This window comes from Sporosarcina sp. Y838 (assembly GCF_056786515.1).
Genome location: NZ_JBXCJD010000017.1, coordinates 1 through 13,677, shown reverse-complemented (window position 1 = coordinate 13,677; position 13,677 = coordinate 1). Strand labels below are relative to the sequence as shown.

The 13,677-nt window shown below is 38.0% G+C and carries 13 protein-coding genes, 9 tRNA genes, 1 rRNA gene and 3 pseudogenes; 4 read left to right on the top strand and 22 right to left on the bottom strand.

Features of this window, described 5'->3' with window-relative positions; translation table 11 throughout:
- Positions 1–161 precede the first annotated feature (161 nt).
- From AC1TO4_RS15870 to AC1TO4_RS15845, 6 genes and pseudogenes are all read right to left on the bottom strand, one after another.
- Positions 162–536 (bottom strand): DUF6744 family protein, encoded by a 375-nt coding sequence (locus tag AC1TO4_RS15870; RefSeq protein ID WP_482106126.1) that lies wholly within the window; start codon positions 534–536, stop codon positions 162–164.
- 226 nt (positions 537–762) lie between these two features.
- A pseudogene (locus AC1TO4_RS15865) lies at positions 763–1,190 on the bottom strand (nicotinate phosphoribosyltransferase); the annotation flags it as partial.
- A gap of 60 nt (positions 1,191–1,250) precedes the next feature.
- A complete protein-coding gene (locus AC1TO4_RS15860) occupies positions 1,251–1,829 on the bottom strand; it encodes an HD domain-containing protein (protein ID WP_482106125.1) in 579 nt (192 codons plus the stop codon).
- A gap of 39 nt (positions 1,830–1,868) precedes the next feature.
- Positions 1,869–2,657: an SIR2 family NAD-dependent protein deacylase gene (locus AC1TO4_RS15855; RefSeq protein WP_482106124.1), complete on the bottom strand. Its 789-nt coding sequence runs from the start codon at positions 2,655–2,657 to the stop codon at positions 1,869–1,871.
- Between the two features lie 141 nt (positions 2,658–2,798).
- Positions 2,799–3,677 (bottom strand): SIR2 family NAD-dependent protein deacylase, encoded by an 879-nt coding sequence (locus AC1TO4_RS15850; RefSeq protein ID WP_482106123.1) that lies wholly within the window; start codon positions 3,675–3,677, stop codon positions 2,799–2,801.
- A 36-nt stretch (positions 3,678–3,713) separates the two neighbouring features.
- Entirely contained in the window at positions 3,714–4,580 is an 867-nt protein-coding gene (locus AC1TO4_RS15845) for an SIR2 family NAD-dependent protein deacylase (RefSeq protein ID WP_482106122.1), read from the bottom strand.
- Positions 4,581–4,799: 219 nt separating this feature from the next.
- On the opposite strand from AC1TO4_RS15845, the gene AC1TO4_RS15840 reads away from it, so the two are divergent.
- From AC1TO4_RS15840 to AC1TO4_RS15830, 3 genes and pseudogenes are all read left to right on the top strand, one after another.
- Positions 4,800–5,135, top strand: a complete 336-nt coding sequence (locus AC1TO4_RS15840) for a winged helix-turn-helix transcriptional regulator (protein WP_482100989.1) — start codon at positions 4,800–4,802, stop codon at positions 5,133–5,135.
- Between the two features lie 285 nt (positions 5,136–5,420).
- A complete protein-coding gene (locus tag AC1TO4_RS15835) occupies positions 5,421–5,780 on the top strand; it encodes a MarR family winged helix-turn-helix transcriptional regulator (RefSeq protein WP_482106121.1) in 360 nt (119 codons plus the stop codon).
- A 40-nt stretch (positions 5,781–5,820) separates the two neighbouring features.
- Positions 5,821–7,002: pseudogene (locus AC1TO4_RS15830) on the top strand (MFS transporter).
- Between the two features lie 160 nt (positions 7,003–7,162).
- Here AC1TO4_RS15830 and AC1TO4_RS15825 read toward each other — a convergent pair.
- Positions 7,163–7,270, bottom strand: a complete 108-nt coding sequence (locus AC1TO4_RS15825; RefSeq protein ID WP_482106160.1) for an Lrp/AsnC ligand binding domain-containing protein — start codon at positions 7,268–7,270, stop codon at positions 7,163–7,165.
- Positions 7,271–7,643: 373 nt separating this feature from the next.
- On the opposite strand from AC1TO4_RS15825, the gene AC1TO4_RS15820 reads away from it, so the two are divergent.
- Entirely contained in the window at positions 7,644–8,189 is a 546-nt protein-coding gene (locus AC1TO4_RS15820) for a cysteine hydrolase family protein (protein ID WP_482106120.1), read from the top strand.
- Between the two features lie 277 nt (positions 8,190–8,466).
- On the opposite strand, the gene AC1TO4_RS15815 is transcribed toward AC1TO4_RS15820, so the two are convergent.
- From AC1TO4_RS15815 to rrf, 15 genes and pseudogenes are all read right to left on the bottom strand, one after another.
- Positions 8,467–9,081, bottom strand: a complete 615-nt coding sequence (locus tag AC1TO4_RS15815; RefSeq protein ID WP_482106119.1) for a PH domain-containing protein — start codon at positions 9,079–9,081, stop codon at positions 8,467–8,469.
- Positions 9,082–9,542: 461 nt separating this feature from the next.
- Positions 9,543–9,962, bottom strand: a pseudogene (locus AC1TO4_RS15810) (group I intron-associated PD-(D/E)XK endonuclease).
- A 546-nt stretch (positions 9,963–10,508) separates the two neighbouring features.
- Positions 10,509–10,658 (bottom strand): hypothetical protein, encoded by a 150-nt coding sequence (locus AC1TO4_RS15805; protein WP_482106118.1) that lies wholly within the window; start codon positions 10,656–10,658, stop codon positions 10,509–10,511.
- 85 nt (positions 10,659–10,743) lie between these two features.
- The gene (locus AC1TO4_RS15800; protein ID WP_482100996.1) at positions 10,744–10,938 is read right to left on the bottom strand and encodes a hypothetical protein; all 195 of its coding nucleotides are present in this window, start codon (positions 10,936–10,938) and stop codon (positions 10,744–10,746) included.
- 24 nt (positions 10,939–10,962) lie between these two features.
- Positions 10,963–11,685, bottom strand: coding sequence for a DUF6744 family protein (locus AC1TO4_RS15795; protein ID WP_482106117.1), 723 nt, complete (start codon positions 11,683–11,685; stop codon positions 10,963–10,965).
- A gap of 741 nt (positions 11,686–12,426) precedes the next feature.
- Positions 12,427–12,498 (bottom strand) — tRNA-Glu (locus AC1TO4_RS15790).
- A gap of 52 nt (positions 12,499–12,550) precedes the next feature.
- Positions 12,551–12,625 (bottom strand) — tRNA-Asn (locus AC1TO4_RS15785).
- Between the two features lies 1 nt (position 12,626).
- Positions 12,627–12,703, bottom strand: a tRNA-Ile gene (locus tag AC1TO4_RS15780).
- Positions 12,704–12,710: 7 nt separating this feature from the next.
- Positions 12,711–12,781 (bottom strand) — tRNA-Gly (locus AC1TO4_RS15775).
- A 70-nt stretch (positions 12,782–12,851) separates the two neighbouring features.
- A tRNA-Asp gene (locus AC1TO4_RS15770) sits at positions 12,852–12,927 on the bottom strand.
- A 3-nt stretch (positions 12,928–12,930) separates the two neighbouring features.
- A tRNA-Met gene (locus AC1TO4_RS15765) sits at positions 12,931–13,005 on the bottom strand.
- Between the two features lie 45 nt (positions 13,006–13,050).
- Positions 13,051–13,127, bottom strand: a tRNA-Arg gene (locus AC1TO4_RS15760).
- A gap of 132 nt (positions 13,128–13,259) precedes the next feature.
- Positions 13,260–13,335 (bottom strand) — tRNA-Lys (locus tag AC1TO4_RS15755).
- Positions 13,336–13,425: 90 nt separating this feature from the next.
- Positions 13,426–13,501, bottom strand: a tRNA-Val gene (locus tag AC1TO4_RS15750).
- Between the two features lie 47 nt (positions 13,502–13,548).
- A 5S ribosomal RNA gene (gene rrf, locus AC1TO4_RS15745) occupies positions 13,549–13,664 on the bottom strand.
- Between the last annotated feature and the right edge of the window lie 13 nt (positions 13,665–13,677).

Sequence of the window (13,677 nt, the reverse complement as noted above, 5' to 3'; positions counted from 1 at the left end):
ATGTGTAAAATATGTGTATAGACTTTTCATGACGCGTATTATTGCAAAGACATACTTCTTCGTATTAAGTCGACCGTATTTCTCTAAATCTAAATGCACACAAAGTTACTATCAGTCATGGAAATTTCGTTCTCCGTAATAAATGTTAGAGAACTTTTCTGCTAATCTAGCGTGATTACTCCCACTTCACTTTTGTAATTAAGACGTTTCCCAGCCTGTTTTACTGTTTCCACTTCAATGTTTCTTTGCACGTAGCTCTTGTCCGAGAACACTTCACGTTTAAAAAAGTTCTCGAATACGTCAGCGCGTCCATTAGATTTTCTAGTCTCTATTTCTTTAGTACTTCTTCGGAATGCATCGGCTGAACGAATTGCATTCCGCATCCATTCAACCGGTAATCCCGATTGAATGAGTGCTTTCTCAAAATCATTCATTTTGATTAATTGCTTGCCAACCGAGAACCACATTAAATACCCTAGAATACCGTCTTGTTGCTTGTTTTGGACAGCCGTCATATTATCAAGATTAATTGACATACCTAACAACGCTTTCTATTTTTGTATTTTAAGTAAATAAAAAAACGCATTTATATCTAGCGATTGCTAAGTAAATCTGTTTTAAAATAACCCGATTTTCCTATTTCAATAGATCCTCTTCTATCACCCTTCAATACCTTTTTTAATACAAAAAACCGACATCTCCTGAATAGGAAAAAACGGTTTTAATATAGTTCACGTAATATGCGTATGTATCAATTTTGACTTTGGTTGCGATCAATGTTTGATAGTTCACGATATTCAACAAGGCCGTCTCGATGAGTTGCGCTTCGATTAACGGTGTATTCGATACGAAGAATGGGTTCGTTGCCAAATACAACTTCCCCCTTCTTTCACGGAACGAACAGTTCCTGTAAAACGTACCGTTCGCAAAAAGTCAACATAGTCTTCTCGATAGCCAAGTTCCTTTAAATACTCCAAATCGCTTTCAGAAAAATGAAATGCTTGAAGATATTCAATGATTCGTTCCAATCCAGCAAAAATCACATACCCATTTCCAAACGGCAATTTCCGAAAATACAATTCAAATACTGCTTTTCCCCTATTAATATTGTCCTCCAAATTAGCTTCTTCCGTATTGATTCTGTACAAGTCCGTGTGAAGAGCGAGGCTATCATCAACATACCTGTTCATTACACTTACCACCTAACCTTACAAAGTACGCCCGGACCTGCTAACGTTAAATAGACTTTTTTATGCACTAGTTTCATTACTTTTCTGTAAGAGATCTTTTGCAAATTCAACAAGTTGACGAGCTTCTTCGGTCCGAAGATAGTTAACATCCAAAGCATCAGTACCCAGACGGAAACGATCCAGTGCGTCAGCATCCTTGAAAATTTGATACAGCAGCACGTCCCGTCCACTTAAATCGGGAGACTTTGCAATCTCTGACAAACTAAGTGAATCATCCTGGTCATGGTAATAGATAATGTAGTAGGTTTTCGCATCATAGGACAAATCATGCGCACGACTATACTCTTTGTAATACACTGCTGCACGACTACCATGTCCTTTATCAATCCCATCATCAAGGCGACGGGAATCATGGAAAACAGCCGCCATCGCTAGTAGCTCCTTTTCCTCTTCACTCAGACCTTTTTGATGCCCGATGAGGAGTGCCAGTAACAGTACGCGGGCGCAATGGGTTTTCGTATGCCATTCACTATCCGGCAGCCAAAACTCTACGTTTTGCTCCATGAATGTATACCATCGTTCATAAGGCTCTTTGATGGGCTGGCAGACAGGTTTATCCAGAATATTTGACAGATACATCATTCATTCCCCCTCTGTTTTCTACTAATGCAAATTAGCTTATTTCATCTGAACTAATTGCTCTAACACTTCGGCAATATCGCCGTCAACACCAATAGACTTAGCTGCAATTGCATTTGGTATATAAAGCTCGGTTCCTTTATTCAGGGTAATATAAGTAGCAATTTCTTCCGAGCTAGCTAAATTCATAAATGGAGCTTTAATCAATTGATTTCTTGCACCTACGCCTAATTCCAGTAAGACTATTTTTTTGCCAAGAGCATTATCGATAAAATTCTGATAAGCCTGCAAACTGGCTTGCCATGCCTCACCTCTTAGAAAATTGCGATCGACTTCGACATGTACTTGCATTGGGTCACCACATTCTAGACATTTAGGAATAAGGCTTGAAGGAACTTTCCCATTTTCTTGGTTTCGGGCCATTTCATTCAATATTTCGTCACCTGGGTAAATTTGATTATGGCAACCATGAGAACATTGCAAATACCGACAATTGCCCTCTATTTCAAAAAGGCGTTCCTTTGGAAATCCTGCCAATGTAAAATGAGAATCTGTATTTGAGGTAACTACAAAATAATTTTTATCCTTCACCAATTCATAAAGGTTGTTTACAACAGGACTAGCTTCCTTGTTGTTTAAAAAGTAGGCGTACATACGGCTAAAAAATGCCCACTTCTCTTCCTCTGATGAATATGGATAAAAAGCTCCTTGTAGGATGCTACGAAAACCATATTTATTACGGAGATCGCCAAAATGTTCCAGAAAGGACGAATCCTCTGAAAAAAATATTAGTACCTCCCGAAATGGCGAGGCCGTTACTTGCGCCAATTACAATGCTGTCAGCCTCTTCTATTTTTCTTAAAACCTTATAATATTTCTCTTTCATATGAACCTCCATTATTTCTAAAATTTCGATGAATATATTTTACTTAATGAATTCGCGTAATGAGAAACCAGATTGCCGAGTACTTATCCAATATCCGAATCTCTTTTTTCCTTCCCGCTCAAAGTATCTTGTAAGACATGTGCAATATCTTCTTTAATGGCAAGTCCTTTTCCAATTAACTCTCGAGGAACGATCGCATCTTTAGGATTAATTGTAATGTAGTAGGCGTCCGGAAAACTATAAGTCATATTCCAAAACGGCTCTTTAATAAACATTGGTGTCATTGTTCCAACGCCTAATTCCAGAAAGAGAATTTTTTTCTCTTTGTTTCTTATAAGAAACTCATTGTATTTTCTTAATTCACTTTGGTAAGTGCTTCCTTCCAGAAATACATAAGAGCGCACCCATGGTTCCATTTCCTGCCCGCATTCTGAACATACTGGAATTAACTCTGTTGGAATTCTGGTTCCCTCTATGTTTGCATACATGTTCTCAACTTGCTCTTTATTAAAATAAATTTGATCATGGCAACGGGAGCCACATTGAAAATAACGCAAATCCCCTTGAATTGGGGAAACTTTCTCTTCAGGGAAAGTCTTGGGAAACTGTGCGTCTTGATTCGTTGTAACAATGAAATAGTCTTTGTCTTGAAGTAGTTGCAATAAATCTAGGTAGGGGCGACCAGCTTCGGCATCATGTAATAATTTAATTTCAGTCGCAAGAAAAGCCCACCGTTCTTCACTTGTAGGATAACGGAAATGATAGCCCATAAAAAGGTTTTCAATCCCATATTTATCTGCAAATCCTCCAAAATGCTTCAGGAAATTTTCATCAGTATGATAAAAACTAGTGTGTCCAATAGCCTCAGACATTCCAGCAGCGCCACCTACCACAATTGCCTCAGCTTCTTGGATTTTGTTTAGTAATGTGTCTATGTTGTCTTGATATTGTTGTGATAACATATTTTTTTGTCCTCCTTTGTATTTTTCGCTTTCCTATTATTGAGCTACTTTCGCCTTCTCGTTCAGGGCATCTTCAAGAACTCGGGCAATATCTTCGTTAATTGCGAGTCCTTTTTCGCTTATCTCTCTAGGAACCACCGCATCTTTAGGATTGATGCTGATATAGTATGCATTCGGCAAACTATGAGTCATCTCCCAAAATGGCTCTTTAATAAACATCGGCGTCATCGTTCCTACGCCTAATTCCAGGAATAGGATCTTTTTATATTTGTTTTTCATAAGGAATGCTTGGAATTTCATTAATTCGCTTCTGAAAAGGCTTCCTTCTAGAAAAACACGAGATCGTACCCATGGTTCCATATCCTCCCCACATTCTGGACAAGTAGGAATCAACTCTGTGGGAATTTTAGTTCCCTCTATGTTTGCGTACATTTCTTCAACTTGCTTTTTATTGAAATAAACATGATCGTGGCAACGGTTGCAACATTGATAATAACGCCAATCCCCTTGAATCGCAGAGACCTTCTCTCCGGGAAAAACCTTTGAAAACTGAGTGTCTTGATTCGTTGTAAGGACGAAATAGTTTTTATCTTGAAGCAGTTGCAATAAATCAAGGTAGGGCTTACCGGCTTCGGCATCATATACAAACTTGTTTAAAGTAGCAATATAAGCCCAGCGTTCTTCTCTTGTCTCAAAACGGTGATAAAAACCATAAAAAATATTTTCAATCCCATACTTATCTGCAAATTCACTAAAATATTTCAGAAAGATTTCATCTGTCTGATACCAGTTGTACCCGGCGGCAGCAGACATCCCAGCAGCGCCACCAACCACAACCGCCTCAGCTTCTTCGATTTTCTGAAGTAGTGTCACTAAATGGTCTTGATATTGTTGTGTTAACATACTATATTTGTCCTCCTATAGATTTATACATTGCAGTTGAAAACATTCACGCATATATTGCCCCCCGCTCAACAACAAATCGTAAAGTCTCAGATGCGCAATATCTGTTTTGGTTGTAAAGCACACCTTTACTTGAACCTAAATATATTATATAGTGGATACAAACTAAAAAACAGTATGCACTTTTACGACGCATACTATCCAGAAGGATAGTGTAAAATGAAAAATTCCAAAATGAATGTTGCTGACAATGAAGAGACCTCTTTCGGTTACACACTTTCTATTATTAACGGCAAATGGAAGCTACTAATTATTTACAATTTATCAAAAAACGGTGTAGTGCGTTATAATGAACTTCAGCGTATGATGGGTAAAATAACATATAAAACGCTCAGTTCTACACTAAAGGAAATGGTAAGTGATGGTATAGTCCATCGTGAAGAATATCCACAAATCCCTCCTAAGGTGGAATATAGCCTGACTGAAAAGGGGCACACGCTCTGGCCTATTATCCAGATAATGTGCCAATGGGGAGATCATAATAAGGAAATATAAAAGAGAGATACTTCAGGTATATTGCATGGTTGATTTGATCCTGAAGACTCAAAGAAAAAATGGTTGCAATCATCCGTATTTGATGATTGCAACCATTTTTCTTCGAATTATTTCCATTGTCTTTTGGTGTATAACAAGCTCTTCTAATATTTTTCATAAAACCAAATGTACCGTCTAAACGTTCTTTGTGAAATGAAAAAACTGTCGACAAAAAATGCGTTAACATATAAGATACATTTCTTCAGTTAAGTTCAGTTTACTTAACTGAAGAAGATGGAGGATATTATGCATTCAAATTATCAAAAATTGTTTAAAGAATTGACTGTCGTTTTTAGTGAATATTATTTAAATTATCTATTGTACAATGAAATCGCCAAGAAATTTGCGATTTCGAAAAGTGCTGTGAGCCAAGTATTATCGAAGCTCGAAGCACTAAATTTTATCAAACGTGAGGCCAATCCAAATAATCATCGCGAGTACTTCATCGGGTTTGCAGAAGAAGGTCTCGCTTATCAGACATTAAGTAAAGAAGCAGATAAAGAATTTATGACGAAGCACTTCGCTGACATCGATTTAGAACAATTGCAAAATGTATTACAAACGATGAAGAAAGTAAATGCATCCATTTCATCTTCCGACAAATAGGACCGTGAATTGTTTGACAATTAATTAGAGGAAATCAATTATGAATCGAAAAGAGAAAGTGTCTATTGCACTTGCATTATCTAGTTTATTTATTGCTTTTGTCGGGATGGGACTTGCCGCACCAGTTATGCCATCGATTGCGAAGGATTTAAGTTTAAGTGGTGCCGTTGTAGGATACTTGTTCGCTGCGATGGCCTTTGCACAGTTTCTCGCTTCCCCTTTTACAGGTGTATGGGTCGATTCAATCGGCCGTAAAAAAATGATGGTCATCGGTCTTTTGTTATTTTCATTTTCAGAGGCACTGTTTGGCTTTTCAAATGAAACGTGGCTATTATTTGTAAGCCGTCTACTTGGCGGTGTAGGTGCCGCTTTCATTATGCCAGCTGTTGTTACGTATATTGCCGATAAAACGACGCTAACAAATCGTGCAAAAGTGTTAGGCTAGCAATCGGCTGCGATTAGTTTAGGATTTATAATTGGTCCAGGAATTGGCGGATTTATTGCGGAGTTTGGGATACGCGCACCGTTCTTCTTCGCTGCTGCCATATCATCGATTACTGCCATTGTTATTGCCATTGTAATGGACGATTCAATTTCAACAGAGCAGCTACAAATAAATCGTGCATCCGCTGTACGACCAGCGTTTATTCAGGAGTTTAAAAAATCTTTTCAGTCACAGCACTTCACACCACTACTGATCGTGTTCGTACTAGCGTTTGGACTAGCCGTTTATGAAATGATGTTTAGCTTATTCGTCGATGAAAAGTTTGGCTTTACGGTCCGTGATATTTCATTTATTATTACAATCGGTTCAATAGCTGGGGTTGTCGCTCAAATTTTATTCTTTGATAAGCTGGTCAGATTAATTGGGGAACGAATGCTGATTAATTTAACCTTACTATCTTCTGCTATTTTTATCTATATTACGATTTTAATAGATGGTTACTGGACGATGATTGTCATTACGAGCATTGTATTTTTCTCTGGTGATATTTTACGCCCTGCTGTGACATCCTTTTTGTCAAAAATCGTTGGGGAAAACCAGGGGTATATTGCGGGTATGAACTCTGCTTACACTAGCTTAGGTATCATAATAGGACCAATTATTGGCGGTATTTTATTTGATATCAACATCGATATACCGTATGTATTTGCCGCAGTTGTGCTTGTCATCGCGTTTGTTATTTCAAGTACAAAATTAAAGAAGCCTCACCTCAATTAAACCTACTTAAAAATTCGCTATCTCATTAGATAGCGAATTTTTATTTTATATTCAAATCACTGGTCGTAACCATTTTATCATGTAGCAGTCAAAGGACTTTGTTGTTTAATCTCTTGTATCGATAAATGTACACTATAATTCCCATACTCAAGAATTTTATCTAGAAAGAGAGATTCAATTGTTTTTGAGAGTTCAATTTGACTTTTATATGGTAACAGCCTTCTCCTGATACGCGGTGAACTTCCACTACTTCTTTGCAATCATTCATTAATCGGATAAACGCATCATGGTTTGCTGTTTTCATAAATATAATGATAAACGCTGTATAAGTGAGTCCCACTTTCATTTCATCGACTTGTAGAGAGAAGGCTATAATTACGCCACTATCTTCAAGTTTTTTATACGATTCCCTACTACTTGTCCCGTCATATGAATTTGTTCGCCTAAGTCTTACCATTGGATACGTGAATTATCGGATAGTAACCGTAGGATCTGAAATTCAATGTTATCAAGTTCCATAATACATTTGTTTCACCGTAAAATTTTTTGAGCTGAAAGTGTTTCGCCAACCTATCGATAAAAAACAATATACGAGATATGATTAAAGTGGACCAAAATACTTTAAATGAGGTGGAGATATAATGAGCACAGCGCTAATTATTGTAGATATTCAAAATGACTATTTCCCAAATGGAAAGATGGAATTAGTTAATCCAGATAAAGCCGCGGCTAATGCTGCTAAAGTTCTTGAATGGTTTAGGCAGAACAATAAAGAGAATATTTTTCATGTTCAGCATATCGCAGCTGATCCTGCTTTAGGATTCTTCCTTCCGGATACGGACGGTGCTGCAATACATGAAACTGTTCAACCTTTGGAAAGCGAAAGCATTATCATCAAACATTTCCCTAACAGCTTTTTACAGACTGATTTGGAAAACAAATTAAGAGAAAATGGCGTAACCAAGGTAGTCGTGGTAGGAATGATGACGCATATGTGTATTGATGCGACAGTCAGAGCGGCAGTGGATCTAGGCTTCGAGACGACACTTATTGAAGATGCATGTGCGACGACAGACTTATCTTATGATGGTAAAGACGTTCCAGCTGAACAGGTTCATTACGCGTTTGTCGGTGCACTTAACGGTATGTATTGTGCTGTAACTTCGACTGAGGACTTCTTGCAATAAGAAACACAATCTTAATGTAAAAGGCATTTGGGAATGCGCTTATTCCCAAATGCCTTTTAATTTTTCTGGAAACAATCTATGCGAACAATCTCCTCATTTAGCCTGATTTATGCAGTAATAGTATCCTTTACTAGCACATCTAATTTACCTGTTTCCGGGGTTGTTTTGGAACTTGGGACCTTTCCTGTTGAAGGCAAAAACTTTTCAAAGTGTAGATTTACAAATCAGAAGGACCCCACACTTTTCTAAAGAATAAAATGTACTGCTAGCTTATAAGTTAATTGTTAATATATTTCTCAAACACATCACCAAAGTCTTTAATTCGGTATTGGTCACGGGCAGCCGTTAACCAGGAGAAACCAAACTCGGTCAATTGTTTATACTGGTCGGCTAGCTGGATATCAGACAGTCGTGCGTTATGCAACACTGTTACAGCTTTATCAAGACTTCCATTCGCTAACTCTAACAGGATATTGTTGTCGTGGACTTTTTCCGAAATATAAGATAATGCTTTGTACAGATCAATCAATTGGGCAAGTTGCTTTTTATCAACGTCAATGCTGAACGATTGATTGCCTAAAGAGAACTTGATTTCAACATCCAAATCCACTTTTCCCGCCGTTTCCAAAAACACATCGGTAATTTGATATTGCGAATACGAATAGCGTTTTAGCAAGCGCTTCGAAGATATAGCTTTCTCTCCATCGACGTGAATAAATGCAATGTTCGTAAAGCAATATTCATCCATTTTTGTCTTGATTAAAAAATAAATCTTTTCATTCTCTTCATTTCGAATATAATCATCCGCATCCGTTTTATCATAATCTTCTGGACCTATGATTTTACCGATATCCGACAAGCCTAACGCATCTGAAGCAAATTTTTTCAACATATGCCTCGCCCCTTCTCTCTACTTATATTCTTTCACCTGTATTATATAACTTTTCTTGAGATAAATGTAGAACCTCTATTCAAACTGATAAGTAATTCCCTGTGAACTTCTCTCACCTTGTCTGGTAACATTGAAGATTGATTACTTGCGAATCTAACTTAGTGTAGCCTGTCCATTACTCTCGATTTCTGTAACAGTCAAACGGTAACAACACTAACCAAATAATCCTGTCTTTTTCGTCATAATAAAAAATCCTTCATTCAGTTGAAAGGTTAAAGGATATTTTAATTAGTCAAAGATACTCTATTGTTTTTTTAAAAATTGTGTTTGTACATTTAGAGAAGAAAAAGTAAAACCGCATCTTGTTCTTTAACCCTATTTACTAAATAGACTTATTTCATATCTTTTATACATCTTTAAAATGACCACGGAGGGATTCATCCCCCCAATTGATGTCTTGGCTAAACACTAGGAACTTCACGATAATCTTTTGCAAACTTTACGTTGTGCTCCTGATTATTCTTCGGTGCCGCTACTCTCAAGCTTAATGACTTATCAAATAGTTTAGGGTCAAAGTAATAGAATTCATCGGTTTGTGGACAATAAACGCAATACACATCAATTTCGTTTTTTTCGACAACTGATGTAACAATACCTTTTGTGTTGCAATAAGATGAACGAAATCTGACCTCTAGAATCCCTCTAGAAGTTAACTCCCTATACTTGACCTGAACTCTTTTGAAATAACCATCTTTATAAACGACAAGATCAAATGGGGAATGTTCAGTATGGGGTGCCATTATCATATAGCCCTTTTGGTGTAAATCGACCTGGGCTTTTAAAACTCCTAAATCTCCCTAATTCTTAGTGTGATGATACAAGGTTGTTCACCTCTTTCCTGTAATGTGCCGGTGCTCGATAGAAACATCACTAATTTCCTTTAAATATAAAACAAGAATCTTACCGTTTTCATGACAATCAGTCCCAATTTTGAATTATATTCATTATGATTGATAGGGAATAATATTTCCAACTTTATAAACAACATAATCAGTATATCAATCGTTATTCCTTTCAAAAGCATAGCGTCAAAACAAACTAATCACTTGTCGTTTATGAAATTTGTGTAGTTGCTTTTCAAAAACTTTCAAATCCGAACGGATTTTCAACAAAATCAAAAACACCTGAAACATTGAATAAACAACGTCTCAGGTGTTTCTTATTGAATCTACTTTTCAAATTATGTCCCAGGAGGACGTTTTTAAGAGCCTTTAAACCCATATACACCAACCTTTCGTCTATTCAATGTGTATAATATGTGTATAAACTTTTCAGTCCAAAAAATGTTATAAAGACTTACTTTTTCAAGTTGAGTTACCCATTATTCTGCACTGACAACATTATGCATCTTAATGTATTTTACAACTTCAAATACTCTTCTTCGAATTCATTTGTCTGGCATAGAATAGCTTTACTAGAGCGACAAGAATTCCTTCAACTTCTTGCTCACGCTCGAAAAACTTTGCATTTAGTGCATTTTTAATTTCTTCTAATTTAGCATAATTAGTGTTTGTCATATTGAATAACCCCTTTGAATTTTAGTTTAAATAAAATAGGAAGCCGGTTTCTTTTGCAACCGTACTTCCCTATAAAGAATCCTCCTCAGTATTTCGATGAAAGAATAAACAATTCTTGTTCTTTTATTGAAAGCTCACGCATTTCCATCTGCAATTCCTGTTCTTTTAATTCATTTGAACGTTCGAGCTGATAAGCAATCTTTTTAATATGTTGCACACAATCGACAACATCTCTATCGTAGAATTTTCTTCCCATTATTGTTTGATAAAACTCAGTCATTTTAATCTCTTCATTCCACTATTTTTAGAGATTCGCAACCATTTTTGAAACCGCAGCTCGGATTGTCATGACTTTATTTTCTAGTAAATCTGCTTCATTGGTGACAATGCCTTTGTAATTACGATAGTTCTCAAGAGAGGACGTGAAGCTTACAAGCAGATTCAACCCATCCGTATGTGAATCTGGGACAAAGTAAATTCCCCCATTTTGGCGTACTGGTGTGGGTGCTAAAGACTGTAAGATTTTATTAACCATTACTCTTATTTGTTGGGCTGAATAATGGTTTCTATAAATATTAAAATTTCGTTCCGCTTCATAGCACAGCTCTTTTGCAATTTCGTTCTCCGTTATAAATCTTAGAGAACTATTGTGCTTATCTAGCGTGATTACTCCCGCTCTACTGCTGTAATTAAGACGTTTACCAGCCTGATCCACAGTCTCCACTACAATGTTCCGCTGCACGTGGCTATTGTCCGAGAACACTTCGCGAATAAGATAGTTCTCGAATACTCCAGCGTGCCCAGTAGATTTTCTAGTCTCTATCTCTTTAGTACTTCTTCGAAATGCATCGGCTGGACGAATCGCATTCGGCATCCATTCAACAGGCAATCCTGATTGAACAAGCGCTTTCTCCAAATCATCCATTTTGATTAATTGCTTGCCAACCGAGAACCACATGAGATGACCGAGAATACCGTCTTGTTGCTGGTTTTGAACAGCCGTCATATTATCAAGATTAATCGACATATCTAACAACCCTTTCTATTTTTGTATTTTATATAGATAGAAAAACGCATTTATACATAGCAATTGCTAAGTAAATGCGTTTTAAAATAACCCTCTTTTCTGATTTCAATAGCTTCTCTTCCATCTCCCTTCAGTACCTTTTTGAATGCAAAAAAACCGACATCTCCTGAATAGGAAAAATCGGCTTTAATATAGTTCAAGCAAAATGCGCAAGTACCTCTTCTGGCATGCCAAAGTAATTTTCGGACGTGTAACACGTCTGCCTAACTTCTCCTTTATATGAGGAATACGAAGGCTGAACATTTGTGCCGAATCTCCTTCTGCATATGCAAAAGTGTAACGACTTTCACCGGTGGTAAAGGTGACAAAGAAACGATTGGATATATATTAATATTAACAAAAATAGAATCACACAGCAATAAAATAAGAATGACATATTGGGGTTACATTCTTTATTTAATACTTTCTTCTAGGTCCTGTTTTAATGAGATAACCTTACCTAGTATATTTATGTTATAATGAGGGATATTTCAATCCATTTACTTCAGATTTAGCAATTGAGCATACGATTGAGGGACTTGGAGATATGTTAGCTTTGATTCGGTACAAAAATTCGTATGGCCGTTCAAAGTTTTATTCGATCAAGTTCTAGATTATTAGTACCGACTATATAGTATTCTCGAAGCAAACGAAAAGCAGCTTTACTAGTTCTAAATGAACTAGTAAAGCTGCTTTTTATTATGACCCCTACGGGATTCGAACCCGTGATACCGCCGTGAAAGGGCGGTGTCTTAACCGCTTGACCAAGGGGCCAAAGAATATGGCGGAGAAAACCCTCGCACCGCTTGAGTACTTCCCCAAAAAATGGCTCCGCAGGTAGGACTCGAACCTACGACCGATCGGTTAACAGCCGATTGCTCTACCACTGAGCTACTGCGGAATGGTGGGCCTAAGTGGACTCGAACCACCGACCTCACGCTTATCAGGCGTGCGCTCTAACCAGCTGAGCTATAGGCCCTCTTTGAAGCGAGTGAAGGGAATCGAACCCTCATCATCAGCTTGGAAGGCTGAGGTTTTACCACTAAACTACACTCGCATAATAATGGTGGCTTCGGTTTACAGTAAGCTCTCGCTTTTCTTAAACCCTATGATAATACTAATAAAAATGGCGGTCCCGACCGGGATCGAACCGGCGATCTCCTGCGTGACAGGCAGGCATGTTAACCGCTACACCACGGGACCATTTGGTTGCGGGGGCAGGATTTGAACCTGCGACCTTCGGATTATGAGCCCGACGAGATACCACTTCTCCACCCCGCGATAACAATATGAGTAACGGTAATATATAAATTGTTAAAAAAATAATGGTGCGCCCGGCAGAAGTCGAATCCACAACCTCCTGATCCGTAGTCAGGTGCTCTATCCAATTGAGCTACGAGCGCATATAAGTATAACTAAGTATTTATGCCGAGAACCGGAATCGAAACGGTAGTCACATACCGTAGGATTTTAAGTCCTGTGTGTCTGCCAGTTCCACCACACCCGCAATATCTATCATGACGGCAGTCATAAAATGGTGAGCCATGCAGGATTCGAACCTGCGACCCTCTGATTAAAAGTCAGATGCTCTACCAACTGAGCTAATGGCTCGAAAAGTGGTTCCGGACAACCTACTGATTACAAGTCAGCTGCTCTACCAATTGAGCTACTCCGGCGTATAATTTGATTTCTTGAAATTCATGGTGGAGGATGACGGGCTCGAACCGCCGACCCTCTGCTTGTAAGGCAGATGCTCTCCCAGCTGAGCTAATCCTCCTAGGTATAATTGGTTGTATACTGAAAACAGTATATTGAGTTGTTCAAGCCCGGCGACGTCCTACTCTCACAGGGGGAACCCCCCAACTACCATCGGCGCTGAAGAGCTTAACTTCCGTGTTCGGTATGGGAACGGGTGTGACCTCTTCGCAATCGTCACCAGACTCTTTGAGCTTG